This window comes from Paenibacillus sp. SC116 (assembly GCF_024733555.1).
Lineage (GTDB): Bacteria > Bacillota > Bacilli > Paenibacillales > Paenibacillaceae > Paenibacillus_B.
Genome location: NZ_JANIOF010000004.1, coordinates 89,476 through 115,354, shown reverse-complemented (window position 1 = coordinate 115,354; position 25,879 = coordinate 89,476). Strand labels below are relative to the sequence as shown.

Sequence of the window (25,879 nt, the reverse complement as noted above, 5' to 3'; positions counted from 1 at the left end):
AAATATAACTGTAAATACCCCACATTATAACAACGCTGAAGAGGGACGTGCATAGTACTGCAAAATCCCATCATTAATGGTGGCACGTATTTTTGAACTATTGCTTAGCTCGGTCAAGTATGACCTGACAATGGAATTCGCCAAAGCGAAGTGGACTGGTTTATTTGGGAGCTGGTATTCATTCATTACTTTTTGGACAATACTTTCCAGCGTCTTCGGTTGTTGACGTATCAGGCTTACTATAAAATGGGACGCTGCATCAATAAGCTGGTGATGCTGTTGAACAAGCGAAGTGATCTCTTTGCATTTTCCTCCATGAGAAACGACAAAGGCATAGGGCTGGCTCTGGACGATTTTGTCCAAGCTAGCTCTAGCTCCTTTAACGTCGGTATAATACAACAGTTTTTGTTTCATCAAGGTCTTGTCCCCAAATAGGGCATCTCCGCAGTAAAATACTTGATCAGGAGTTATAATGCCGATCATTCCAGGGAAATGGCCAGGCAAAGTAACGATCGAAAATACTGCTTTTTCAATCACTAGCTGACGATCCCGATAAGGGATGATTTCGGTAATCACATCAACAGCTTCTGTACGCTCAGTTTCCTTTGATATACAAGGGATATGCCCAGACAGCCAACTCTCCAGAGCCCGCTTCTCCATAAATTGGGCGGTCCATGATGTCGCATACACTTTTATATTTTTATAGGTTTGCTTAAAATAACTGAGCCCACCCAACTGAGCCTGATGACCATGTGTAAGAATAATGGCTGCTGCTTGGCAACCGCATTGCTTCAAAGCATGGTCAATCCGCTTGGCAACCTCTTTGTTAGCACCGCTATCGATAAGAACTGCAGATTGATTAGATTTATTCACATATACGCCTATCGTTACATTTTCTTCAAATATATAGCTGTTACCGTTAATTAGCTCTAGACTCTTTACTTCCATGTATAGATTCCCCTTTATCCAAGGTTCCTATATCCGTATATTCACCTTGTTCATACAAAATATTTCCTACTGCTGCAGTGAGAAATGTGTTTATTTTGGGAAGAAACGGAGTTGGATTCTTTCTTACAGCTATTATGTTATGTTCCTTACTTTCAGAGGACTCCACTGCTAACAAAGTTTGCGGTTTGGATTGTGTCTGTACTTCGCTTTCTGTATGTCGGGCTATAATCTTGTCCAAGTTCGTTAAAATAAAATTCATATCTATGTTACATTCAAATGGACGATCAAGGATTACCTCTTTGACCATTCGACTCTCCTTAATAATGTCATCCATTATTTTCTTATGTATACAAGTCGACTTGACTGGCTTTTTATCTATGCGATGTCTATTGAACTGTCGTCTTTCACGAAAACAATGAAGATCGACAATGGAATGAATTAAGGAATATACGATAGTTTCTATAGCAGCAGCTTGTCGTTCATTCGCTGATAGGCGTCTATACAAGCTTCCACGCACTAAGCACAAAATTGCGAGTTCCATACGATAATATGGGATATCGTGATTTCCAATGTTAGAGAGCAGCATATACAACGCCCCATTTATTGATTGATTTAATAATCAAATGCATCGTCATGAAAAGCTCCATGGTTATTGAATCTTTTATTCTCTCTGTCGCCCAGACTGTCAACACAATCGTAGTCTCGCATACTTCTAACCGTATCCATTTTTTTCAGCAACAACCATTCAGCCATCAACAGCGTATCTAAAAATTGAACGACGGTTTGATTATACTGAATAATTTCTGAAGTAGAAGGGCCAGTAGGATAATCAAGGTTCTTTCCAACAAATGCTGTGGCCTTGTCCGTTTCTATGTTAATAAGATTAGACAAAGCCTCTTCTTCTAGAGCAATCGCCTTAATTAGCTGCGCAGTTGCTTCTTCTTTGGAAATTGGATTTTCATAAATCAGATTATTCTTTTCCCTCACAATATTCCTCCTTTCCTCATGCAAGCTCTTCACGATTGTCTAATGAAATAATGTCATCTAGTTTGATTTGAAGCAGCATTTGGCTCTGGATTACACTTCGCATCATTCGTTCTACACTATGATTTATTTTTAAAGCATCATCCAAACTGACGCATGAATCTTTAAGGAGCGCTTGAATGGATTCACTTTCTGCATTAATAATATGCGACAAACCAATTTCTTCAAGTGCAATTGATGTTAGCAGCAGGTTGATTACCTCATGACGACTTAAAACGATTTCTGGCTTTATATCTGGAATCGTTGGCATTGACATTCCCCACTCAGCTCCCTTTTATTAAGCTCATCCAATTTGTATAAACCCCTATATAAATGTAAGAGACTTGTTATGCTTATCCTATCTCTATGAGGTTGTTGCTTTCATTATGATTACTAGTGAACAGCACAAAAAGCCCTTTACACCACATCGTCAAACCCCATGTGATATAAAATGGCATACGCTCCAACACATATATTTCTCATAACATATATCAGTTATTTTACAGCAACATCAAAAGGCCCCGCACCTACCGCAACCGTATTAAGCACTGTATTCGTTAACAAATTAATTACCGAGACCGTTCCATCAAAATAATTGGTAACTGCACCTTTCGTACCGTCTGAAGATAAAGCAATTCCAATCGGACCATTTCCCACAGGAAAAGTAGTAGTAACTGTATTTGTCGCAATATCAAGTACATAAACCTCATTCGTATTCAAACTCGTGATATAAGCATAGTTTCCAGACGGGGTAATCGCTATTCCTTGCGGAGACGCCCCGATTCCAGCAATAGTTTGCACCACTGTATTCGTAGGGGTACTAATGACCGTTATTGTGCTATCTCCAGAATTAAGCACGTACACTCTTTGACCATTTGGCGTAATTGCCAATGCAATTGGGGAAAAACCTACTAGGATCGTTTGGATAACTGTATTCGTCACGGTACTTATGACATGCACCTTATTATCAATCGAATCCGTCACATATAATAAAGTTCCACTAGGTGTTATCGCCGCCCCATTAATACTATTCCCTACTGCAATTGTGGCCGTCACCGTATTCGTTGCGGTATCAATAACCGAAACCGTTCCACTATCTCGATTCACTACATAAACATATGCTCCGTTGGGCGAAACAGCTAAGCGAATAGGCGATATCCCTACTGATATAGATTGAACGACAGCATTCGTTGCGGTATCAATAACCGAGACGAGGTTTGTTATTAAATTCGTGACATAAACATAGCTGCCACTAGGTGTATCAATTAATCCCGCAGGAAACGTAATTCCCGTAATGGTTTGTACCGTTGTAGCGCTCATTAGGCGAATGACAGATACCGTACTATCTAAATTATTCGTAACATAAGCAAGGGAATCTGCTTCTACCGTGAGATCCGTCTCTGCTACTCCCTGTGAACCGAGAAATAACAACGTATTTTCAGCTTTAAATCGATAGGTTCCGGCAGTTGGCAGCGTTTTTGCTTTGAGCAGCAAATCAAATTGTGCGAGCCCCAACAAGTCAAGTGTTAAGCCAAGTGTTACTCTGCCCCCATTATTGGATATTTGGCTGCTTAACAATGTTGTGCCATTCAGTGTATCGTTCGTATCTGCTGTGAAGCCTGTTGGCAGTGTAAATACAACAGCCCCAAGTGCCAAAATGGCATTAGGGCGATAGGATATGAGTATGTCCGTAACCGCTCCTTCGCGATCAGTGGTTACAGGTGTCACCGTTAATTGGGCTGCAAAGGGAATGATTTCATCCTGATGTTCTTCTATCATAGGCTTACCGCCTCCCAAAATAAAGTAAATGGACCGATTTATTCGGTCCACTACTCTAGTTTATGTTTCTATTTTGCAATGTTGATAGAGTAAACAACTGTTTATATGAAATCACTTACTTTGCTTAAAATAATCCCGCTAATATCGCGACACGTCTGCTACTGTTCAATTTAATGCCAGCAGCTTCTCAGAATCCATAATCAAATGAACAGGGCAATGATCGCTGCCTAGTATTTCTGAATCAATTCGTGCATCCACTAAGGAATCATGCAGTCTCGCAGAAACAAGGTAGTAGTCAATACGCCAGCCAATGTTCCGCTCTCTTACCTTGGGCATATAAGACCACCATGAATAAGCATCTGTCTGATCAGGATAGAAATAGCGGAACGTATCCGTAAATCCAGCCTCCTGAAGCATCGTCATCTTTCCCCGTTCTTCCGTTGTAAATCCTGAATTGCCGTGATTCGACTTCGGATTTTTCAAGTCCATTTCTTGATGCGCCACATTCAAGTCACCGCAAATAATGACCGGCTTAATCGCATCCAACTGCTGCAAATAAGTGCGGAACCGATCCTCCCATACGAGACGTTCTTCAAGACGAGACAAATCCCGCTTCGCGTTCGGCGTATATACGTTGACCAAATAAAAGGTCTCGAATTCAAGCGTAAGAATGCGACCTTCCGGCTCTTCATTTTCCTCGATTCCATAGCGAACAGATAACGGCTTATGCTTTGTGAATACTGCGGTACCCGAGTATCCCTTCTTCAAAGCATAATTCCAATACTGCGAATATTGGTCGCCTAGGTCCAGATCAATCTGTCCTTCCTGCAGCTTCGTCTCCTGTACGCAAAAGATATCTGCGTCCATCTCCTGAAAATAATCCATAAACCCTTTATTTACACAAGCCCGCAAGCCGTTTACATTCCAAGAAATAAGCTTCATCGTCGACTGTATCTCCTTGCTATCCGTTAGTTCTACATCGTTTAGATGCAATGCTTGGCAGTATAAGCAATCTTATTTACTCATTACTGTACAGCTTATAGTGTAACATATTCAACACAATAGATAAGAACAGCACGATGGTTTCATGTCACAGGAACTTAAACGGCTGCTGGATTTGTGATTTATCGATAACAATTACGTGTTTATATTAACGACGACCATAGATTCTTCTTAACTCATTTCTATCATTTTCTGTTGGATCTGTAATGCTAGTCAGCCATGAATTATTCATAATAGAGTAGCCTGAGCTATGCTCCAGCTTGATGGTATGTCCAATTTCATGAGTAGCTAAAGCCTCTAAATAAGCAGCGTTGCGGTTGCTTACTCGGTTCCATTGGATGACTGCACCACCTCGGTGTCCTGAACCATAATTTTGCCACCAGCCCCATCCATCCCATCCATTGGCATAACCTTCGCCTAACGTAATGGAGGCATTTTGTGCAAGAGTTAACGAAATAAGGCCTGTCTCATTCCAATTTTGGATTGCTTTTTCCCATGCTTGTTTCAATTCAGGAATAGTCGTAGTGATTTGAACGGTAAAGGAGACTAGTGGATTCGTTGGGTTTGGGTTACTTTCAGGTGGGTTTCCATATATAAAAGCAGAAGATACGTAGTGTTTTACGCCATTTTTAATATAAATAAACCATCTATCATCAGGGGTGTTCAACCAATAATCATTCAATGACTGACCTCTTGTCCAAGCAGAAAATTGCACACGAGTATTGGGATTAATCTGTTCTAATATGGCGGCTGAAGTATTCGGTGCGGAACGGACATTAACAGGGATTGGAGCGGATACACCGCTAAAATTCACGGTCACTTCATTTTGAGCTTGCGCTTCTGTCGTAGATACAATATAGCCATTAACAACAAATAGCATAATAAATAAAAATAATAGTTTACTTAACATTTTTCTAGACATCATATGGAGGCTCCTTTCTAAGATGGGCATTTTCATTGTTCAACAATTTAGGTTTGAGTGGTCATTTGAACAACAGAGGACATCAATTTTATGACTGTTATCGAAAACAAGAGAGCTATTCTGTGTTCAAGATAGATAGATTGTATTGTCACCTCCCTAAACGAATATGAATGAAACTATGAAACCAACTTACAAGGTTACTCTATTATTTATTCGGTATATTCAACGAAATGTTTAGATATATTTAGTAAATTTATTTTATATATAAGATTAAAATCGTCGCTAGGATCAATCTATTATATTCTAATTCCTTGTATTTGCTTGGTATATTGGCACGTCTAGCGATTAGCAGGAAGAAAAAATAACTGCTCTTTAAATAAAGTAATAGATCAAACATTTATCCAGCTATTGTTTAAAGGAAAATCACAAATAACCATCAAGCTATTCTGGATTAAAATAACGGAATATTTCCGTATAACCAGACTTAAGGATGGTCATCTTCTTTCGCTGTTCAATTATAAATCCCAATTAACTATGATTGGACATTCGATTTGGTAAATCAATGTCTCGATACGCTGTATTCAAATATGGACTAATTCCGCCTCGGGTTCGGCGTTATATACGCTCACCAAATAATAGGTCTCAAAGTGTAGGATGAGAATCCTTTTCATAGACATCAATTAGTTCGCACACTTCTAGCTGTCGTTCATGACAGCAATACGTTGACCTTCATTCACACTAGGATAACTAGTAATCCGATCCCGGTCATTTCCTTTTGTCAGCCCATTTTGTACATCATGGCCCCTGCCATCATCCCTTAAAATATTATTATCAGCTCGAACCGTCTGTTTCGTTAAATCAACAACGCCTTGCTCACTATCCGCTGCGCTATCAGCAGTAGCTATAAAAGGATTGTTCGTTTTATTCCGCACTTTTGCCGTTTCTCCAATGACCGAGCTCTCGTCAAAACTAACAAGCTGCTTATGGTTATTCACTATTAAGGCAGGATAGAAAATGGTTTCATATTGCAGTACATCCTTCGGCCCGATAATCTCTACACTTTCTACGCTACTATTGCTAATTATTATTTTCGTTCCAGCATCAATCGATTTACTACTGGATAATACCCCTTTGTCAAAATCAACGACATTTCCGTAGCTATCGTACTCTGCAAATTCATACGTTCCTTTAAAATTAAGAGAATGAGATTGAACAGACGTATTTATAATCTGCATACTCTCCCCTTGTTTCAAGCTCTTCGTTTCCAAGGCAAAATCATCTCTCTCATATAAGGCAAATGCCTCATAAGGACCATATACATGCAGAGGCTCGACCTCTTTGTTCGTTACGACGTATTTGATTTTACCAATCTGCCGAGAGGAATCCGATGAACTCCCATAACGATCTATCTCATTATTCAAATAGGAAACATAGTCGTACTGCATCGTTCCTTGAGCCACATCAAAATAAACGTAATAGATGTTATCGCTTACATTGTTGATTTCCAGCGTCTTGTTCGGCTCTATGTATCGATGAAACACAGCTGGCTGCTGTCTTGACTCTATTTTAAAATAGGAATGTGGGGCATATACTTCAATCGCCTCTTCATCTCTATTCGTTATCGCTATCTTCTTAGCGATCTCAAGAACCATTTGTCCACCCGTATGATCAGCCTTATAAAATTGCAACATGTTATATTCATCGTAATCGGCGTGATCATTTTTACCACCTACATAAAAATATTCATCTGTAATCCCTATATTCGTTACTTCCGCACTTTCACCTGGCTGCAATCGAGTGCTTACAAGAGCAGGAGATTTCGACCGAACAATATCACTCTTATTCTGATCAGAAGCTATCGTAACGAATTCATTTGATGTATTAGTAAGGATTAAACGTTCTTCATTCTTAACAGAATGTGTAGATGACTTTGTCCCCTTCCCGTAGCCATTAGCCCCTCTCGAATAGCTGGTTGTTGCATAGTCAAACGTTAGTCCATTTACATGAACTGTTACTGTTCTACCATCTTTTGAGCTGACCCGAGCGGATTCACCTGGGGCTAGATTGTAGGTATAGTCAGTTGCATAAGCAGTTTGCGATACACCAATTAGAATCACAAAAAGCATACTAACGCTAAGCACAAGCCAGCGTTTTAAACTAGATTTCATAGCAGTTGCCCCCATTGTAGTGTCTCTATAAGTAAATATGTACTATTATGCATTGTTCTCTTTATGTATTTTAAATGAAACGATGATGAATCGCCCTTATTTATATCAATAATATTATGATTATACTAAAATAAGAATATGGTTGAATATTCACCATTCAGATCAAATTTCATAGTACTTTATTACTTGTTTTTAAGAAATTCGCTTAAATATTTGTAAATGATTAGGATGAACACTTCCGACAAGTACTTTGTTATAGTTCTTTGGGACTATTTTGATAAAAATACCTATATAAATAAACTAGAGAAGCACCTCTTTAAATTACTCAATTACTCGGTTGATAATAGTTTGCGTGCCAATAAGACGATAACTATAGGGTGCTTTTTTATAGCGTATAAAGGACAAAAATCACAGCCAAGCCGTTATATGAGACAATGTTGAAGGCCTTTTAGATACTTATGAGCGGAGTGACATTGCTTGGAGTTGTAAAAGAGTTAAAAATTATCCATGTTGATCAATTGAGCATAAAAAAGACCTGGAAAGAGTATATCCTTCAAGGTCTTTACGAAATTAACTACAGACTAGTGTTACATTTCTATTAGCAAATACATCTTTTAATTCTTCAAAAAACTTGTCACTCTCTGAACTTTTACTATTTACATGAATCAAATAAATATAAAATGGTGGTACTGCACCAAATCCCCTACAAAGACAATCTTCAAGACTACTCAAATTAAAACCAAAATAACCACCCGGGCCGTTAATAGCCTCTCCTAATGCACAAAAGAAATCAACAGAATCTTGTACATGTGTTACATCAATGTAATATTTCTTATTCATTTGATCTTGAGGGCTATGATTTCTGTTAAAAAATAATCGAGCAACTTCTAGCCATCCTATTTTTTGCTTTTTGGATAATGTTATCCAAATGTTACTTTTAGAAAGTAGCGATCTTCTCATATCCCAAATAGCCAAGCTTTCTTCTGTGGCTATTTGTAAAAGCTCCCCAATCAATTCAAGATTAATCAAACCTTCATTAAATCCAGACTTATAATAAGATTGAGGTTCTTTTAAAGTAAAATAGTATGAACCTATTGGATTCCCTTTATTATTTAAAATAGTTAGATATAAATTATTTATATATGATTTATTTTTCTTACAGTACTCTATAAATTCCTCATTAAATTGAAAATTCACTAGTATTATTTTATGAAACTCTTCATCGTCAATCTTCTCAATACAACATCCTGTCAGTCCAATCAAATCAGCGGAATTACCTATAACCAAGTCATTTTCAGCATCTATTAGGGAAAACTTATTTATCATACAACCTCCATAGCCTTCTAATTCGTTAATTCCTTCGTGCTTCCGCGACGGCCATATAACTTTGAGAAGACATCTCTCAAGGTTAATCCATATAAATCTATTATAGAATCTTGTTTATTTGTTGAACGTGATTCCAATTATCAGGTGGTCTTCTACTTTTAGAAAACCATTTGTAATTACTACCTTTCCATTGTGACCGCCAATGATCATACGCACTTGGATTATCATCATCATCAAAACCATAATGAAATCCACAACAAGGGCATATTTCGTCTGATGAAACTCCATTCTTATCCTTTGGCGGTTCATAAAGTTCATCGTAGCCACAAACTATGCAAGTGTGGGACATACTAATCCTCCAAGTAATCAGATAATGAAATGACCTTGAAGGAATATTCACTTCAAGGTCAAAAAAATTGTACTATATATCTTTAACTTTACTACTTCAAATAGTCTCACTTCCAAAAAGAAACAGGAATAATTGCGTCTCCTCTTTTGCCACTCTAATTATAATATCATTAAAGCATTCGATTATCATTTTAAAGTCTTCAGGAGCATTATTATCCATAATATCAGCACAAGTCCATAAGATATATAACTTATTGGCTTCACAATCTAAAATACCACTAGATATCGAATCAACAAAAGCATCTAAATTATCACTTATTAATGGTGGGTCTTGTGGAAGTATACGACTAGCCATTTGAAAAAAAGAATGCTTATTTAAAATACTTGAACCATCCAACAGAAAAACTGCAGATGAATTTCTATCAATTTCCCCTAATACAATACTAATTTCTGGCTTACCTCTCAAAGTCAAATACTTAATCGCCTCCAACATGTATAGCTTTAACATTGGCACTACTTAAAGATTGCACTAAGCTATCCAAGTTTGTATGATACGTAGAGTTAATAAATAATCGTACTTGCTTCAAATCTTCCACAAAGCAAAAAAGTTCAGATTGATTAAGCCGAACGTTAGTCTTGTAGTAATCCTTCATTTTTCTTAATTGCATATAGCTGCTCCAATTTGATGTACCCTTGAATATAGCTTCGTGTAAACTATTTGGTAATTCTATTATCCCAACCCTTACTTTTTTTTCATCGAATAATACAATATCCAGTCCCATAGCTCCTCCTACTATCATAGCTAGACTCAATTGCTTTTCTTGCTTCCTACCCAGGAGAGGCACATTCCCCATCAAGGTCTTACATATTGTTTGTGATTTAACTATATCTTACTTTATATCCCTCATGGTTCTCCGGCCAGAACCGATAATTGAAACTAAATCCTCTCCACTATTTAATCTGTAATATTCTTTTCCATCCTCTGGATGAAAAAATAAAATCACTGGAGTTTTTTTCACGAAACTGGATATCCATATCCACGAATCTGGAACATCAATTCCCACATAATCATGTAATTTCTCAAAGCTTCAGTTCTGGATGATATAGCAACGAGCTCTCATTTGGAATCCGTCATAACACCATCTCGACCATTGTAGCGGAACGGCTGCTCTATGACGCCTTGATGTCCTAGTGCTTCGCCATAGCAACCATACGTGTACGTATCTGTTACTTCTCCAACTGGATTCGTCAATGCCTTTGTGCTGCCACTACGGTCATAATGATAGATGACATATGTCACTTACAAGAAAGAAAAGACCTTGAGGATTTCCACCCTCGAGGTCTAATGAATTAACAAGAGATTATTAGAATTCAATAATCGTTGATTGTGTATTGTATCCGTCTGGTAGATTATATTTCCATAACTCTTCTACTTCAGAACCACCAATGTTGATACCTAAAAATGAAGGATCTAAAAATATTTCTTGATTGTTAGATAAAATCAATTTTAATGCATCGCATATTAACTCACAATTATTTACCTCTAAGTTGAACAACTCAATTTTGGCGATTTTATTGTCCATCATTGGATTATTAAAGATAACCCCGCTGATTCTCGATTTTGCTGGTATCACATCTTCCAAATCGATATCTATTTTAATAGTATCAACCTTAGTGATAGATAGTTTCGAATATTGCTCAATAGATTGAATGTTAATCAATTGTCCTCCAAACTCAAAAATAAGATAGTCCGGATTGGCAACAAATTCAGACAACTGATTTTCTTCGAAATCTATAAAACCCGTTAAGTATATTTCATCTAAACAAAACTTACGCATAACCTCTGCAATTTCTTTTAACATTTGGAACTCCATTCTGAAATATTATTTGAAAATTATATTAAGATCCATTGCCTCCGACTAATCGCTCAAACCTCTATTAACATCTAGGTTAACGAATCGTTTCAGTTCTGGATGATAGTAACGAGCTCTCATTGATACAAACCATTGAAATTCATCCTAACACCATCCCAGCCATTCTAAGGGAATGGACGCTCCTTGACGCCCTAATGTCCTAGGGCATCACCATAGTAACCTACGTGTACATATCTGTAATACCACCAGCTTCTTTCGTCAATGCCTTCGTGCTTCCACAACGTTCATAATATTACTCCTGTCACACTATTTTCAATCTGTTTTGTTAGCTACAAGATGAGCTATATAAAGAAAAACCTTAAGGAATTTAATTCCTCAAGGTCTGAAGTATATTATGCTACAATCATCCTTTATATCAGTTAAAATCCCTTAATAAATCTCTATTAATATCTATCCAGAGTTCAATAATTTTAAGTAATTCTTCTGTTTCTATAATACATTCTACTTCTTTATCTCTAGGAAATAGATTACAAACTGTGGTGAAGTCTCTTCTTATCTCTAAATCAACTATATTTCCACCATGCTGTCTGAAATCCACCTTTCCTGATAGTACTTCATTGATATGTTCGATAAATATTGGATTAGAAAAACCCTCCATATCATATAACATTACTTCTACAGGAGATAGTTCAATTGGCAGTTTAATCTTTTTAAAATGTGAGCCATCTTTTCTAGTATTAATGATTTCGTACTTATACTTCATTTAAACCACCCTTTCAGACATTATTCGTGTGGAAAAGCTGTTACCAATTCACCAGTGCTATTTATAAACATCCTGATCTTCATACCACTACTGGTAGTCCCAACATTCCAATTAAGCAAATCAACTTCAGATAGACTATTATAAGCTTCTTTTGTGGCATTAAGTACCTCTGCTCTGTTCCAATTATCAGGAAAAAAAGTAGAAGTTTTGGACATGCCGTTATAAGTAACGCTAGCTTTATAAACACCAAACCTATCTTTACTAGTTATATTGGATAGTGTATAGGGAGAATTCATATTTTTATGATGATATCCTGATGCTTTTCTTCCATCCAATCGACCATGAAATATATGCCCCATAAATTCACTGTTGTACCTTAATACATTACAATTATGCACCCAAATCCCAAGGTTAGATACAAAGTAAGACTGGAATCCGCAACCTCAAAGTTATTTATAAACTGCTGTTACTCGTGGTTCTTTCTCAATCTTATCTATCGATAGTTTAGAACCATCACTCGTAACAAGCAAGTCTCCAACCTTCAGATCTTTGACCTCAGTCCATCCCTTGCCATCCAACCGGAAAAATCATTCATCACTAGGTCGATATAAAAAAGACCTTGAGGATTACCACCCCCAAGGTCTGCTTCATCGATATCATTATCTTATCAGAACATTAAACAGGTTAATAAGTCTCTCCAGTACAGTTTGGTCGGAAGTAAATTCAAACCGCATGCTATGCTCTTGGTGACTTCCTCCAATTTGTCCAGAGACAGTTACCTTCCCTAATCTTGTTGCTTTAATAACTAGATGTGCATCAGAATCGTAGTCATCAATTTGACTACGTCCTGATAATTTTTCATATGCTTCCTCTAGCGATTGAATAATCTCTCCAATCTTTTCCTTTGATATACAAAAATTGGACTGCCCTGCGAACCCTCCCGATTTAACTTGAATATTAAAGGTAAGGTAATTCTCAACCGTGTATAAATGCTCCACAATAAGACACTGGGTTTCAGTATTCATGATAATATTGACATCTTCCATTTATTGATCCGCCTTTTACTTGAACTTAAAGTCGTCAAATTCTCCTGTTTTTGTGTTATACACAAAATGAATCTCAGTTCCATTGACGTTATTACTCATTTTTACCCATCCATCTTTCTCCAACCATCTTTTGTCAGTCATTGTGACTTTTGTTAACTGTTCTGCTCCTTCAAGTGGGTTTGATAAGACCTGTTTCATTGCCAATTGTTCATTAATAGCAAGTAAATTGAAATCATCCAAATCAAAAATTCTATTCGGTGAAATTAACGGATTCATGCCTCTAATAAATATACCTGTTACATCACCATTGTTCTTTTCAAGGAAAATAACAATGATCTAATCTTTCATTATCTTCCTCATCGTGTAAATAAATAATATTCGAAATTTCTTTATTTTCAAAAAAATAATCAAACTTTTTTGTAATCGATAAAATATAATTATTCATGGTCATCCTCTCTTCACTATTCAATCCAATCATCTTTGCTGTACGCACACGATTTTGGCAGGAAGTTGATAGGGAGCTAATGAGGGTTATTCATTCAAGACTTGCCGCCCGATTTATTCAGCACTGGCCCCCTCTGCCTCGGAATAAAGCAAAACGGTTATCCATGATGAATACCCATCGCTAATTTACGAGTCTATGCTGACTAGATTCTCCTACCTAAATCTCTATCAGCTTCTATTTGAAGGTCTATCGTTTTAGATCCCATGTATTTCTGTGCAGTCCCTAGAATCGTTCTATCATTCCCGAGTATTTTCAAAACCGTAACTGAAAAAACGTTCATTAAGTGAGCATCTTCGTCATTAGATACTTCTTCAAAATATTTAAAAATACTTTCTAACAGATTAATGTTTCTTTCCTCTTTTAATAATTTAATTATTTCAGGCATGAAGATGTCCTCAATTATGACCGTTTCTAGCACATTACCGTTAAACGTAATTGATTCTCTATACGCAGCCTCAGTTGATGGCAAGAACTCTAGCATTTTTCTTAAGAATTCTTCCGATTTTTTATTCATAAGCACCGACTCCTGTAGTTAAACAGTCTTATTGCTGCCCCTAAATCATCTCTTAAAGCATCAAGTATATCTAAATCATTAAGACTAAGTTTCCCGGATTTCACTAGATTATTTAAATTATCTAACCGTTCCTGTGCTTTTAATAGATGTTTTGAAGAACCCGCGTAAAACTCCTTTGTAGGTATAGTAGCAGTTCCGCCATCTCCAACTTTCGCACCAGGTCTATAAAGTTCATTTATGAATCCTCTGAGATCTACACTTTGAACAGCAGATAACAATTTTTCTCTATTAGAACCAGTAAATTCAGGCATATTGTTTAAAAGTCTAGTAACACCGTTAACAGCACAATTATGAACCCAAACTCCAAGGTTAGAAACAAAGTACGACTGAAAATCCGCAACCTCAAAGTTATAAACCGTTGCTTCGCGTGACTCTTTTTTAATCCTATCTATTTCCAGTTTAGAACCATCGCTCGTAACAAGCAAGTCGCCAACGTTCAGGTCTTTAACTTCTGTCCATCCCTTGCCATTGAGCCAGAATGGATGCTCTGCCGTAGCTTCAATGACTTCATCACCGATATGAACTTTATAAATTTCGTCAGCCTGTTTTTGGAACAGCCCCACAACTTCCTTGTAAGCCACTTCTCCCGTCTCATCGGACTTAGCAAGAACCATATCTCCGACTTGTATGTCTTCAATAGGTTTCTCCCCTTCAGTCGTCATTATTATAAAAATGCCTTGGACAAATTTCGTCCAAGGCATTAAAATAAAAACTTACTTCCACACTCTCTCAATATTACTGAGCTCGCTCCAAAGCGGAGGAAGCTTGTGTTCGCTCATAAAAGTATCGAAACCTGCACAACTTTCTTCTGAAATGTCGTTGCCATTCTGCCAAATCGTATCACATTCATCACAAATGTAAATAACGCAATTTAACTTCGTAACTCTAGCTTTATATACTACTCCTTGGCCTTCACACAATGGACAATATACTTGCATCGTCGTTTCTCCCCCTATCGCACAGGAAATGCCGTTATTAAAACTGATGGATTATTTTTTTTCACAACAATTCTTATAGAAGTTTCTCCGTTGATACCAATGACTCTTCCCATAGGAATATTATAAAACATATTACTACTATTTCTTTGTAAAACAGGAGATATTCTATATTTATTTGACCACGCCTCATCTACCAGACCTAATATTTCGTTTTTAGATACATTAAAAACAGTATGAGTGTCTTTCGTGGGATCAGGTGTACCATGAGCTAAAACATGCTTAACCCTATTACCATGAACAGAACCTGGTTCATAGATTAATCCAGCAGTAGAGCTCCATTTACCATTTCCATCATACGTTAATTTTCCATAATTCGCTTTAATCGCACAATTATGAACCCAAACTCCTAGGTTAGAAACAAAGTAAGATTGGAAATCCGCAACCTCAAAGTTATAAACCGTTGTTACTCGTGGTTCTTTCTCAATCTTATCTATCGATAGTTTAGAACCATCACTCGTAACAAGCAAGTCTCCGACCTTCAGGTCTTTGGCCTCAGTCCATACCTTGCCATCTAGTCAGAAAGGATGTTCTGCTGTGGCTTCTATTACTTCATCTTCTACCTAAATGTCTTCAATAGGTTTCTCCCATTCAGCTGTTGCACCTTTGTGCCTTCACGATGGTCATACGTTGCATATCGTCCTGATGGGCTACTGCCCGAGTCATTCAGCACTGCTGGGATTAGAAAGACCCCGAGAATATCCTTCCTCGGGGTCTTTTCTAAATTATAGATTATATATTACACTACGGGCTTCAAAAGCATTCTGACCTATGGAAACCAATTCCATACCTTCTTTGCATACTCAACAATAATAAAACTTAATCCACCTTCAAGGTCTGATGTCTCCGCTCTAATATACTCGCCTTGCCCAAGCAATTTTCCTGAGACAAGTAGAGTGTAGGTGTTTTCTTCTCGTTCACCGTCTAATTTTATTATCAAGACTGAAGAATCCCCCTCTATTTTTCTAAAAAAAGGGAGAAAACAATCAATGCCCTCTACATTATTTAGTTTAATATCGAGAGACTCACTTAATTGAAATATTTCTTGTTTATGCTTTTCAAAATCCATTTCCATATCTAAAATCCCCTTAGCACTTTTGCAATGTCCGAGATATCTTTAAGTTTTCCTGTTGAAATCTGATAAATAACATCTTTCATTGCAGCTTCACTAACACCAGTTGAAATATGGTTTCTTTTCATCAACTCTTGCATAACAGCTGCTGTACGCTTATTTCCATTATCGAACAGATGATTGCCAGCGATTTCTCTTTTTAAGTAAGCAGTTTTATGAACCCAAATCGGTTATGATTGATAACCGTCAATATCTTATGAGTCTGTGCTGACTATATTCTACCTAATGCTCTATCAGCTTCTATTTGAAGTTGTATCGTTTTGGTTCCCATGTACTTCTGTGCAGTCCCTAAAATCGATCTGTCATTTCCGAGTACTTCCAACACCGTAGTTGAAAAAATGCTCTTTAAGTGAACATCTTTATCAGTAGATACTTCTTCAAAATATTTAAAGATACTTTCTAGCAAATTGATGTTTCTTTCCTCGCTCAATAATTTAATTATTTTCGGCATGAATACTCTCTCAATTATGATAGTTTCTAGCACCTCACCGTAATACTCGATTGATTCTCTATACTCATCTTCAGCCGACGGTAAGAAATCTAACATTATTCTAAAGAATTCTTCCGATTCTTTACTCATAACCACCAACTCCTCTATTTAAACTGTCTTATTGCATTCTCTGGATGATAGTAACGAGCTCTCATTTGGTACAAACCATTCGAGTCCGTCATAACAACATCGCGGCCATTGTAGCGGAACGGCTGCTCTGTCACGCCTTGATGTCCTAGTGCCTCGCCATAGTAACCGTACGTGTACGTATCTGTTACTTCACCAACTGCATTCGTTAATACCTTCGTACTTCCACGACAGTCATAATGATACGTTGCATATTCATCTAACGCATATTTTCGCCCGATCTACAGAACTGAGTGGAGCATCGAAAAGACCTTGAGGATTGTGGCCCTCAAGGTCTTTTTAGTATTATTCCCACTCTTTTTCTATATTACTTAGTTCACTCCATAAAGGTTTTAATCCATGTGGAGTCATGTAATATTTGAAGCTCAAACAATTTCCCTCTATAATTTCTTGACCATTTTCCCACACCGTGTCACATTCATCACAGATAAATATACAACTACTCAACTTTGTTACTATTGCTTTATAAACTACTCCCGAACCATCACAAAAGGGACAGTATACTTGCATATTTTCAACTCCTATCTAACCGGGAATGCGGTAACTATATCTGATGTTCCTTGGTCTACAACAATTCTAATGGAAGTTTCTCCGTTTGTACCCACTACTTTGCCCATTGGAATATTATAAACCATGGTTCCACGGCTCTGCATCACCGGCATAATTCCACTTTTATTAGACCATGCCTCATCAACCAAACCTAAAATTTTGTCTTTACCTACATTAAAAACAGTATGATTACGTTTTGTAGGATTAGGGATACCATGAGCAAGAACATGCTTGACTCTATTTCCTTCTGCTGAACCTTGACCATAAATTAATCCTGCAGTAGAAATCCAATTACCATCCCCATCATACATTAATTTCCCATAGTTAGCTCTAACTGCACAATTATGAACCCAAATCCCCAAGTTAGATACAAAGTAAGACTGAAAATCCGCAACCTCAAAGTTATAAACCGTTGCTTCTCGTGGCTCTTTCTCAATCTTGTCTATCGCCAGTGTAGTACCATCGCTAGTAACAAGCAAGTCGCCAACCTTCAGGTCTTTAACCTCTGCCCATCCCTTACCTTCCAACCAGAAAGGATGCTCTGCTGTAGCTTCAATGACCTCATCACCGATGTGAACCTTATAGATTTTATCAGCCTGTTTCTGGAACAGCCCCACGACTTCCTTGTATGCCACTTCTCCAGTCTCATCAGACTTAGCAAGAACCTTATCACCTACCTCGATTTCCTCGATAGGTTTCTCCCCTTCGTCTGTTAGAACCTTCGTGCCTGCGGTGAAACAATTACACGCAACGTCATCAACCTTCTTGCTGCCCCAGCCGAAGAAGTTCTTAATTTTGCTTCCTGCCCAGAAGGCACCTTCGGTCACATACTTACCTGCATGCTTCATACCTGGGATCGGAATAAAGCTGGCTGTTGCACCTACGCCCTCTGCCCAGCGCTCTGCTGTCGATAACTTCTCGCCCGTAATATGGTTGTAGCCGCTAAAGGCTTGCTGGAAGCCCTTCGCAGTACCGATGCCTGGCATCGTATCTACGAGGAAATCTCCGCCTTGAATCCACGGCGAATCTCCATCTCTACTAAGTCCAAATGGATCAATATAAGAGATTGGGTTGCCATTTACATAGGCGAAACGGTTCAGCGTCTGCGACTGATCGATCGAACCTCTTACAATATCTCGATTCACGAAGCGCTTCAGTTCCGGATGATAGTAACGAGCTCTCATTTGGTACAAACCATTGGAATCCGTCATAACACCATCGCGGCCATTGTAGCGGAACGGCTGCTCTGTAACACCTTTATGTCCTAGTGCTTCGCCATAGTAACCATATGTGTACGTATCTGTGACTTCGCCAACTAGATTCGTCAATGCCTTCGTGCTTCCACGACGGTCATAATGATACGTAGCATATCCACCAGACGTATCTTCACGTCCGATTAATCCTAGACCATAAACATAGTACGTTTGTGCTTGACCTTGTTCATTCGTCTCCATCAGCACTTGCGACAGCATCGCTTCTGGATTGACGACATACTTGGTCGTTACTCCATTTGCCGAGACCGAAGTACGGATATTGTCGCTGTTGTAACCGTATTTCACACCGCCAGCTTCGATGAGCCTATTGCGTGCATCATACGTGTACAGCTGCATGCTGCCGTCGAGCGGTCCATTAATGAGATTTCCATCTGCATCGTACGTTACAGCTTGACCATTAAACGTTGCCATGCGGTTGTCCGTTGTATAGGTCATTTCAGCATCTGGCACCGTTTGCGTCATTGGGGAAAGACCTGGTCCATTGATATCAATGATAGGTTGTCCAGACATGCTCGTACCGCTTGTACCATTAGTACCGTACACATTGGCTGTAACAGATGCGCCAGCCAACTCTTGCTCCGTCAATACATTGCCTACAGCATCATACGTGTACGTGTAACCATGCAAGAGCGTGCCATCTGCACGTGTATCTGTAAGCTTGATCAAGCGACCTGCTGGGTTGTATTCACGTTTTTCTAGTGTGCCGTTAGGACGCTCTGTCGTAATGAGACGACCATTCGCATCATAGCTGTATGTCGTTACGCGATTTGCCCAGTCCGTTACGGTTTTCATTCGTCCTGCACGATCGTACGTGTATTTCACTGCTTTGCCATCTGGATAAATGAGTGTCGTTAATCGACCCGCAGCATCGTACACATACTTCAATCGCTGACCATCTTGATCTACGTATTGAGTCACGCGATTGAGCTCATCGAAAGTACGAGTGATACCATTTCCGTTATTTTCTTTCTGCTCTACCACATTGCCATTTTCATCACGCGTATACGTTACTTCTCCAGTTGGGTCTGTAAATGAAGCCAGACGTCCTGCTGGATCGTAATGGTACGTCGTCACTTGTGAACGTGCATTCGTTGACGTGACTAACTGACCTAATGGGTTGTAAGCATAGGCTTCATTACCGCCAGAAGCGTTGGATTGTCCTGTCAATCTGCCTATACGATCATACGTATATCCAGCAGCATTGCCATTTGGATCCGTCAATCCTTGTAATCGGCCAAGTGTATCAAATTGTTGAATCGTTTGTCCTTGCAGCGGATCGGTTACGCCATTCAGACGGTTCATACCGTCGTAAGTGTAAGCCGTTTGACGCTGTAACGGATCAATCGACTGCGTAAGGCGATTGTTCTCATCGAACATATACGTCCACGTTTCGTTCATCGCGTTCGACTGAGATTTCATATTGCCAGCCGCATCATATGCAACGCGATACACGTTGACACCAGATGCATCTTCTACCGCTGTAAGACGGTTCAATGCATCATATTCATACTTGAAGGTTTCACCTTCCGCATTCGTAGCCGCAATGACATTGCCAATGGCATCATGCTGGTACGCCGTAAAATTACCTAGCGGATTCGTGACCCGATTCAATCGGCCTTCTCCATCGTATCCAAACGCACTTGTTTCATTCTTGGCATTTGTCACTTGTGTGAGCTTGCCATTGCCATCATAGGCGAAGGACGTCTTAAAGCCTCGTCCATCTGTCGTGCTAGCCAAGAATCCTTGCTTGTCATACGTGTAACGAATCGTATTTCCTATTGCATCCGTCTCTGTTGATAACTGATCATCAGTCAAATAGACAACCTTCGTCGTATTGCCTGCTTCATCCTTCTCACTTACGAGACGACCTGCATCATCATAGCCGAGATGGAGTGTTTCTCCTTCGCTATTCTGTACAGTGCTTACTCGATTGCCCGTATATTTGTATAGCGACTGACTACCCTGCGCATTGGTTACCGATTGAAGCAATCCATTGGCATCATATGCATAGGTTGTCTTTCCTTGCTCAGGGTCCGTAACGGAAATAAGTCGATTATGCTGATCATACATATTCACAATCGTTTTCTTATCTGGTCCTGTCGCAGTTAGCAAATTATTTGCTTGGTCGTACGTCATCGTAATTGCTTGGTTCATATGATCGACAGCACTGATTACGTTCCCGCGCTCATCATACGAATATCGAGCTGTTTGCTTCAGCGGATTCGTCATACTTGTACGATTGCCCGCTTCATCATACGTATAGGAAGTCGTTCGACCTAGCGCATCTTCAACAGCAAGCAGCTGATAGCTGCTATTATGCGTACGTTTGAAGATGTCTCCGTTGCGGTCTGTTATGGTCGTGATAAGCTTCCCGTCTGCTTCTTGGTAAGCAAACAATGTCGGCTTGCTGCCAGCAAGCGCATCCTGCTGTTTCACGACACGGCCTTCGCTATCGTATTCGTTCACGAATAGCTTCGTACCTTCACTTTCCGCTGAAACGATGCGGTCCTGCGCATCATAGGCATAGTTCGTCACTCTGCCCGCTGCATCCGTAATCTGAGTCAATCGGCGAGCAGCATCATACCCAAATGTTACTTCGCGATTGGCTTGATCTTTTACAGAAGAAACATCACCATTTGCGTTATAGCTAAATGTTAATGCTGCACCCGTAAATGGATCGACTACCGCTTTCAAACCGCCTGCGTCATATTGGAACTGCAAACCCTGTCCAGTCTTATCTTTCATTTCAGTAAGACGACCGACTGAATCAAAATGATAGGTAGTACCTTTATTGCGCGACCACACATAGCCGCCATCTGCCTGTTTCTCGACTTTATCCAACTTGACTGCTTTATCGTCAGACTTATAGCTTCCATCTGCCTGCTGCTTAAACGTATTGCTATGGAAAGCATTGCGGTAGATCTTTAATGCGTCTCCTGCTTCATTTACCTCAAGTCGAAGCTCATAGTTATGGCCCCATGCTTTCCCTAGTGCTGCATCACCTTTAAGTAAAGAATGATACTGTGTCTGGAAAGGAATTGGTACCGCGCCATGCGCAGTTAGCAGCGTTCGGTTAATAATTTGTGCACCCGTTGACGTATCAATCGGATCGGCATGGAATGACTGTGGATCATAGTCAGATGCTTCTAGCTTCGCGATTTGATCTGCTCCTGCCGAACCTGAGATCGGAGCTGGTGGTGCATCCTTTTCTACGAAACGGAAGAAGTCATATGGCGCGTAAGCACTAATCATTGTCGCGTCTGAACTTCGGATCGTCACCGTCTGTCCAGCAGGGATCGTCATCGGACTATAGCCGATTTGTTCCGGCTGCTGCAGAATACGGTATTTGAAGTCACCTACAATCGTCAGTGCACGTTGTTCAGTGCTAATATTCGCAGCTTCCAGTACTTTACCGATGCCCACTTGTGCATGAACAAGCGCAGGCGTATCTACGGGAACTACTTTCAGCTCGTTTTTGTTACCTGTCACGACTGTCCCGTTAACTTTCGTACTTGTTAACACGACTCGCTGACCAGGCAATACTTCAATCGATTCTTGCAAAGCATCCTTACTATAACGAACTGCCTTACCTTGTCCATCATAGACGGCAATATCATATTTTCCTCGTACGGTCAGCTCCTGTGGAGCATTTGTCGCATTCGTTACCTCAATGCTGTTCCCTGAGAGGAGCTTAAGGAAAAATTGATTGGGATCCGCAGCCCAACGGATCGCATCTGTCGGCAATTCAACAGTAATAGGAACCGCTTGTGCATTCGTGATCACTTTACGTTCCGTTGAATCAAATGATTTCGCCAAGCCGCCGCCAGCCTTACCGGAAGACTGCAATGTTCCAGCAGCATCGAAAATTTGATACTCATATTGTGCGTCAGCTCTAGGAGCAAACGGACCAGCTGAAATGTTATAGAACGAGATCGTATCCATTGGCTGCATCGTCTTGATCGTTACAGCCCGATCCTTGTGATTCACAATCTCAAACGCATCGAATGCCCCTGATACCGTGACAGACTGTCCAATCGTTGGAGATACAACCATTTTGTATTGATCATGAATCGATTTGGTAGTTCCAGCTTGATTAGAATAGTAAGTAGAAACTTCGCCTTCCGCATTGTATTGAGCAAAGTCATACGTACCCTCGAAATCGACATACATCATTTTATTCAGCTTATTACGCAGCTTGATCGTATCATCTGCTTGAAGATGTCGCTTAAACGTTACCGGATTCTCACGTACTTGAACACGGAATGGATCATAAGCTCCATAGACGATAATCGGTTGTACATCGCTATTTTGTACAGCTGCTTTTTCGCCATGAACAAGTTTCTCCGTCGTTATCGTCTTGCGATTATTTTGATAGTAAGTAAGCTTGCCTTGCGGATCATACTTCGCCATATCATGGATGCCTGTCATCTTCACTTCAGCAGACGGCGTACTCGTCAATGTTGCTTCCATGCTTGCCCCAGGCTTCAGTTCATACTCAAATATGGCTGGCAAAGCGCGTTCCTTCACTTGGAACACATCATATGGCCCTTCGATAATCGTATTCGTCGCTAACGAGTTCGTCAGCGCAAGTCGGTTACCACTGCTCACAAGCTTGGACTTGCTCTTATAGCTGCGTTCTACGTCAGCTACATTCCCTTTAACATCATACAGGGCAAAGTTATAATTTCCTTCATTGTAGATGGAAAAGGCCTTATTCGATGTATTCGTCAGCTCTAGACTCGCTGCTGCTGGCAGCTTGTGCTTGAACGTAACGGGGTGCTTTCGATCTTTAATCGTAAAGACTTCATAGGCACCATATACTTCAATCGGTTCTGGCTGTCGACTCATGACAGCAATACGCTGTCCGGCCTCCACACTACGATAGTTGATGCTGCGATCCCGCGCATAGGTACCCGGTGCTCCATCTGCTTCATAGTCCATCATGTCATAGTTGCCTGTAAAGTTAATGTTCTCACTTCGAACCGTTTTGTTCGTAAATTCAACACTTTGCTCTGCTGTCAGCTTGCGCAGGGCAAGTGCAGGCGTCTCACTAGCTTGAACGCTTACTGCTTCATACGGCGCAAACCATTGCAGCATTGCCGTACCTGCTCCTGTAATGGTTATTCTTTCTCCACCATACAACAGCAAAGATTTCGATGAACGCAGTCGATCAAAGGAACGCAATGCTCCATCCTGTTTATAGCTCGCTTGATCATAGGTTCCTTCGATATCCAGATTGAAGTTACCAGGTGTGGTACTCGTAATTCGGGAGCTTGAACCAACAGGCAAATAGCCTTTATACAAAGCTGGATCTACTTGTTCCGAAAGTATAAATGCATCTTCAGCTCCGGAAATGGTCAAATTCGCAGCACCGCTATTTGTGAGTACGATATGCTCCGCTGCGGCCACACTGTAGGTATCTCCGATTAACAGACGACCAAATTTCTCAACCTTATTTTGTCCACTATAAATCGCATAGTGATGCTGATCATTAGCTGTTACCGTAAAGCTCTTTGTTGCTTTATTCGTCGCTTTCAGCGTCTCACCAACAGCAAGTCTCTTACTGAAGCTGACAGGCTTATCACGCTTAGTGAAAACAAAAGCATCGTAAGCCGTGTACATATGTGCTGGTGCAGAGCCAACATTCGTTAATGCGAATCTCTCCATGGAATCCACATAGAGTTGAGCAATACTTCGATTTTGATTATAAGTTTGAATCATACCTAACGTATCATACGTCGCATAGTCAAACAGACCGTTCAGCTTAATGGATGCTCGTCCTGTCGTTCCATTAGCGCCTGCTATACTTTGATTGGGAGCTATTTCTTTGACGACTAGAGCAGGATTTGGGCTTGATACATAGGTAAACCCCTGTTTTGGAGCAACTATTTCCATATCTGATGCACTATTATTCGTGATCACCATTTTGTTGCTGGCACCGATAGATTTGCTACTAGAAAATGCTCCTTTTTCAAAATCAACGACTTTGCCATGAATATCGTACTCAGCAAAATCATAGGTTCCCCTAAGGGTAAGCGAACGGGATTCAGCAGATGTATTGGTAATCTGCATACTCTCCCCTTTTTTCAGTACCTTCGTTTCCATCGCATAGTCATCTCTGTCATAGAGATGAAAACCGTCAGTAGGACCATAAACTTCTAGAAGCTCACTGGCTTTATTCGTAATAACAAACTTCTCTTTTTCACTAATTCTCCAATTCGTATTCGAGGAGCTACCATAACCTTTTAATTCACTGTTCAAATAAGAAACATAATCATACTGCCTTGTTCCTTTAGGTACTCTCAGGTAAATGTAAAAATCACTGCCATCTCTTTTATTGAGTTCCAACGTTTGATTCGTCGCAATATATTTATGGAACACAGCGGGTTTCAGCCTTGTTTCCATTTTAAAGCTGAAATACGGAGCATAGATTTCAATGGCCTCTTTATCACGGTTCGTTATCGCAATCTTCCGACCCATTTTAAGACTCATTTGGCCGCCTGAATGATTCTCATCAAAAGAAATTAGCGCATTATTTTCATCATAGTCCGCGTGATCATTTTTACCATCGACATGAAAATATTCGTCCGTTATTCCTTTGTTCGAAATTTCCGCACTGTCACCTGGCTGCAGCCACTTATTCACAAGCGCAGGAGTTGATGAATAATAGATGCTCGCTTTACTATCATCTACCGTTATCGTAACGGTATCATTTGATGTATTCGTAATCGTCAGTCGTTCATCACCGGTCACCATACGAGAAGATGACCGCTTACTTCTACCGTATCCAATTACCCCTTTCGTCGCACTCGTTTCCGCATAATCATAGGTAGGCCCTTTCATTTTGGCCGTTATCGATTTACCATCTTTGGAGCTGACCTCAGCGGATCCCCCTGGAGAAAGATTGTATGTATAGTCAGCCGCGTAAGCTGCCTGCGGCATACCAATCAGTAAAATAATCAACATGCTGACACTAAGCACAAGCCAGCGAGTTAAGCTAGATTTCATAGAAGA

The 25,879-nt window shown here is 39.8% G+C and carries 23 protein-coding genes and 2 pseudogenes; all 25 read right to left on the bottom strand.

What is annotated here, in order from left to right; translation table 11 throughout:
* Positions 1 to 24: 24 nt before the first annotated feature.
* Positions 25 to 948 carry an MBL fold metallo-hydrolase gene (locus tag NQ117_RS16745; protein WP_258279171.1) on the bottom strand — a complete coding sequence of 308 codons (924 nt, stop codon included), beginning with the start codon at positions 946 to 948 and terminating at the stop codon, positions 25 to 27.
* Positions 920 to 1,255 (bottom strand): hypothetical protein, encoded by a 336-nt coding sequence (locus NQ117_RS16740; RefSeq protein ID WP_258279170.1) that lies wholly within the window; start codon positions 1,253 to 1,255, stop codon positions 920 to 922. Before NQ117_RS16740 ends, NQ117_RS16745 begins: the two co-directional genes overlap by 29 nt.
* Positions 1,256 to 1,560: 305 nt before the next feature.
* Positions 1,561 to 1,935, bottom strand: coding sequence for an alpha-helical endospore appendage domain-containing protein (locus NQ117_RS16735; RefSeq protein ID WP_258279169.1), 375 nt, complete (start codon positions 1,933 to 1,935; stop codon positions 1,561 to 1,563).
* A 16-nt stretch (positions 1,936 to 1,951) separates the two neighbouring features.
* Entirely contained in the window at positions 1,952 to 2,248 is a 297-nt protein-coding gene (locus NQ117_RS16730) for an alpha-helical endospore appendage domain-containing protein (protein ID WP_258279168.1), read from the bottom strand.
* 218 nt (positions 2,249 to 2,466) lie between these two features.
* Positions 2,467 to 3,750: a BslA/BslB family hydrophobin gene (locus NQ117_RS16725; RefSeq protein WP_258279167.1), complete on the bottom strand. Its 1,284-nt coding sequence runs from the start codon at positions 3,748 to 3,750 to the stop codon at positions 2,467 to 2,469.
* A gap of 165 nt (positions 3,751 to 3,915) precedes the next feature.
* The gene (locus NQ117_RS16720) at positions 3,916 to 4,692 is read right to left on the bottom strand and encodes an exodeoxyribonuclease III (protein ID WP_258279166.1); all 777 of its coding nucleotides are present in this window, start codon (positions 4,690 to 4,692) and stop codon (positions 3,916 to 3,918) included.
* Positions 4,693 to 4,900: 208 nt separating this feature from the next.
* Entirely contained in the window at positions 4,901 to 5,677 is a 777-nt protein-coding gene (locus NQ117_RS16715; RefSeq protein ID WP_258279165.1) for a M57 family metalloprotease, read from the bottom strand.
* A gap of 692 nt (positions 5,678 to 6,369) precedes the next feature.
* Entirely contained in the window at positions 6,370 to 7,842 is a 1,473-nt protein-coding gene (locus NQ117_RS16710) for a hypothetical protein (protein WP_258279164.1), read from the bottom strand.
* Between the two features lie 570 nt (positions 7,843 to 8,412).
* Entirely contained in the window at positions 8,413 to 9,168 is a 756-nt protein-coding gene (locus tag NQ117_RS16705) for a barstar family protein (protein WP_258279163.1), read from the bottom strand.
* 445 nt (positions 9,169 to 9,613) lie between these two features.
* Positions 9,614 to 9,988 carry a barstar family protein gene (locus tag NQ117_RS16700; RefSeq protein ID WP_258279162.1) on the bottom strand — a complete coding sequence of 125 codons (375 nt, stop codon included), beginning with the start codon at positions 9,986 to 9,988 and terminating at the stop codon, positions 9,614 to 9,616.
* Between the two features lie 4 nt (positions 9,989 to 9,992).
* Positions 9,993 to 10,298 carry a hypothetical protein gene (locus NQ117_RS16695; RefSeq protein WP_258279161.1) on the bottom strand — a complete coding sequence of 102 codons (306 nt, stop codon included), beginning with the start codon at positions 10,296 to 10,298 and terminating at the stop codon, positions 9,993 to 9,995.
* Positions 10,299 to 10,633: 335 nt separating this feature from the next.
* The gene (locus tag NQ117_RS16690) at positions 10,634 to 10,768 is read right to left on the bottom strand and encodes a hypothetical protein (protein ID WP_258279160.1); all 135 of its coding nucleotides are present in this window, start codon (positions 10,766 to 10,768) and stop codon (positions 10,634 to 10,636) included.
* A 112-nt stretch (positions 10,769 to 10,880) separates the two neighbouring features.
* Positions 10,881 to 11,378 (bottom strand): hypothetical protein, encoded by a 498-nt coding sequence (locus NQ117_RS16685; protein WP_258279159.1) that lies wholly within the window; start codon positions 11,376 to 11,378, stop codon positions 10,881 to 10,883.
* A gap of 427 nt (positions 11,379 to 11,805) precedes the next feature.
* The gene (locus NQ117_RS16680; RefSeq protein ID WP_258279158.1) at positions 11,806 to 12,153 is read right to left on the bottom strand and encodes a hypothetical protein; all 348 of its coding nucleotides are present in this window, start codon (positions 12,151 to 12,153) and stop codon (positions 11,806 to 11,808) included.
* 20 nt (positions 12,154 to 12,173) lie between these two features.
* Positions 12,174 to 12,512: an EndoU domain-containing protein gene (locus tag NQ117_RS16675; protein ID WP_258279157.1), complete on the bottom strand. Its 339-nt coding sequence runs from the start codon at positions 12,510 to 12,512 to the stop codon at positions 12,174 to 12,176.
* A 300-nt stretch (positions 12,513 to 12,812) separates the two neighbouring features.
* Positions 12,813 to 13,199, bottom strand: a complete 387-nt coding sequence (locus NQ117_RS16670) for a WapI family immunity protein (RefSeq protein ID WP_258279156.1) — start codon at positions 13,197 to 13,199, stop codon at positions 12,813 to 12,815.
* A gap of 15 nt (positions 13,200 to 13,214) precedes the next feature.
* The gene (locus tag NQ117_RS16665; RefSeq protein WP_375163093.1) at positions 13,215 to 13,415 is read right to left on the bottom strand and encodes a hypothetical protein; all 201 of its coding nucleotides are present in this window, start codon (positions 13,413 to 13,415) and stop codon (positions 13,215 to 13,217) included.
* A pseudogene (locus NQ117_RS24070) lies at positions 13,401 to 13,644 on the bottom strand (hypothetical protein); the annotation flags it as partial. The gene NQ117_RS16665 and the pseudogene NQ117_RS24070, both read right to left, overlap by 15 nt.
* Positions 13,645 to 13,846: 202 nt before the next feature.
* Positions 13,847 to 14,218, bottom strand: coding sequence for a DUF7674 family protein (locus tag NQ117_RS16660; RefSeq protein ID WP_258279154.1), 372 nt, complete (start codon positions 14,216 to 14,218; stop codon positions 13,847 to 13,849).
* Positions 14,215 to 14,979, bottom strand: coding sequence for a polymorphic toxin-type HINT domain-containing protein (locus tag NQ117_RS16655; protein ID WP_375163083.1), 765 nt, complete (start codon positions 14,977 to 14,979; stop codon positions 14,215 to 14,217). Before NQ117_RS16655 ends, NQ117_RS16660 begins: the two co-directional genes overlap by 4 nt.
* 251 nt (positions 14,980 to 15,230) lie before the next feature.
* Positions 15,231 to 15,764, bottom strand: a pseudogene (locus tag NQ117_RS16650) (polymorphic toxin-type HINT domain-containing protein); the annotation flags it as partial.
* Positions 15,765 to 16,042: 278 nt separating this feature from the next.
* Positions 16,043 to 16,348 (bottom strand): hypothetical protein, encoded by a 306-nt coding sequence (locus tag NQ117_RS16645; RefSeq protein WP_258279153.1) that lies wholly within the window; start codon positions 16,346 to 16,348, stop codon positions 16,043 to 16,045.
* 268 nt (positions 16,349 to 16,616) lie between these two features.
* The gene (locus NQ117_RS16640; RefSeq protein ID WP_258279152.1) at positions 16,617 to 16,985 is read right to left on the bottom strand and encodes a DUF7674 family protein; all 369 of its coding nucleotides are present in this window, start codon (positions 16,983 to 16,985) and stop codon (positions 16,617 to 16,619) included.
* A 14-nt stretch (positions 16,986 to 16,999) separates the two neighbouring features.
* Positions 17,000 to 17,119 carry an RHS repeat-associated core domain-containing protein gene (locus tag NQ117_RS24235; protein ID WP_483874618.1) on the bottom strand — a complete coding sequence of 40 codons (120 nt, stop codon included), beginning with the start codon at positions 17,117 to 17,119 and terminating at the stop codon, positions 17,000 to 17,002.
* Positions 17,120 to 17,563: 444 nt separating this feature from the next.
* Positions 17,564 to 25,873 (bottom strand): polymorphic toxin-type HINT domain-containing protein, encoded by an 8,310-nt coding sequence (locus tag NQ117_RS16635; protein WP_258279151.1) that lies wholly within the window; start codon positions 25,871 to 25,873, stop codon positions 17,564 to 17,566.
* Positions 25,874 to 25,879: the final 6 nt, after the last annotated feature.

Bases quoted from the DNA above. Each gene is read 5' to 3' on its own strand.
- NQ117_RS16745 (WP_258279171.1), bottom strand. From the start codon at position 948: ATGGAAGTAAAGAGTCTAGAGCTAATTAACGGTAACAGCTATATATTT.
- NQ117_RS16740 (WP_258279170.1), bottom strand. From the start codon at position 1,255: ATGGTCAAAGAGGTAATCCTTGATCGTCCATTTGAATGTAACATAGAT.
- NQ117_RS16730 (WP_258279168.1), bottom strand. From the start codon at position 2,248: ATGTCAATGCCAACGATTCCAGATATAAAGCCAGAAATCGTTTTAAGT.
- NQ117_RS16725 (WP_258279167.1), bottom strand. From the start codon at position 3,750: ATGATAGAAGAACATCAGGATGAAATCATTCCCTTTGCAGCCCAATTA.
- NQ117_RS16720 (WP_258279166.1), bottom strand. From the start codon at position 4,692: ATGAAGCTTATTTCTTGGAATGTAAACGGCTTGCGGGCTTGTGTAAAT.
- NQ117_RS16715 (WP_258279165.1), bottom strand. From the start codon at position 5,677: ATGATGTCTAGAAAAATGTTAAGTAAACTATTATTTTTATTTATTATG.
- NQ117_RS16710 (WP_258279164.1), bottom strand. From the start codon at position 7,842: ATGAAATCTAGTTTAAAACGCTGGCTTGTGCTTAGCGTTAGTATGCTT.
- NQ117_RS16705 (WP_258279163.1), bottom strand. From the start codon at position 9,168: ATGATAAATAAGTTTTCCCTAATAGATGCTGAAAATGACTTGGTTATA.
- NQ117_RS16695 (WP_258279161.1), bottom strand. From the start codon at position 10,298: ATGGGACTGGATATTGTATTATTCGATGAAAAAAAAGTAAGGGTTGGG.
- NQ117_RS16685 (WP_258279159.1), bottom strand. From the start codon at position 11,378: ATGTTAAAAGAAATTGCAGAGGTTATGCGTAAGTTTTGTTTAGATGAA.
- NQ117_RS16680 (WP_258279158.1), bottom strand. From the start codon at position 12,153: ATGAAGTATAAGTACGAAATCATTAATACTAGAAAAGATGGCTCACAT.
- NQ117_RS16675 (WP_258279157.1), bottom strand. From the start codon at position 12,512: ATGGGGCATATATTTCATGGTCGATTGGATGGAAGAAAAGCATCAGGA.
- NQ117_RS16670 (WP_258279156.1), bottom strand. From the start codon at position 13,199: ATGGAAGATGTCAATATTATCATGAATACTGAAACCCAGTGTCTTATT.
- NQ117_RS16660 (WP_258279154.1), bottom strand. From the start codon at position 14,218: ATGAATAAAAAATCGGAAGAATTCTTAAGAAAAATGCTAGAGTTCTTG.
- NQ117_RS16655 (WP_375163083.1), bottom strand. From the start codon at position 14,979: ATGCCTTGGACGAAATTTGTCCAAGGCATTTTTATAATAATGACGACT.
- NQ117_RS16645 (WP_258279153.1), bottom strand. From the start codon at position 16,348: ATGGAAATGGATTTTGAAAAGCATAAACAAGAAATATTTCAATTAAGT.
- NQ117_RS16640 (WP_258279152.1), bottom strand. From the start codon at position 16,985: ATGAGTAAAGAATCGGAAGAATTCTTTAGAATAATGTTAGATTTCTTA.
- NQ117_RS16635 (WP_258279151.1), bottom strand. From the start codon at position 25,873: ATGAAATCTAGCTTAACTCGCTGGCTTGTGCTTAGTGTCAGCATGTTG.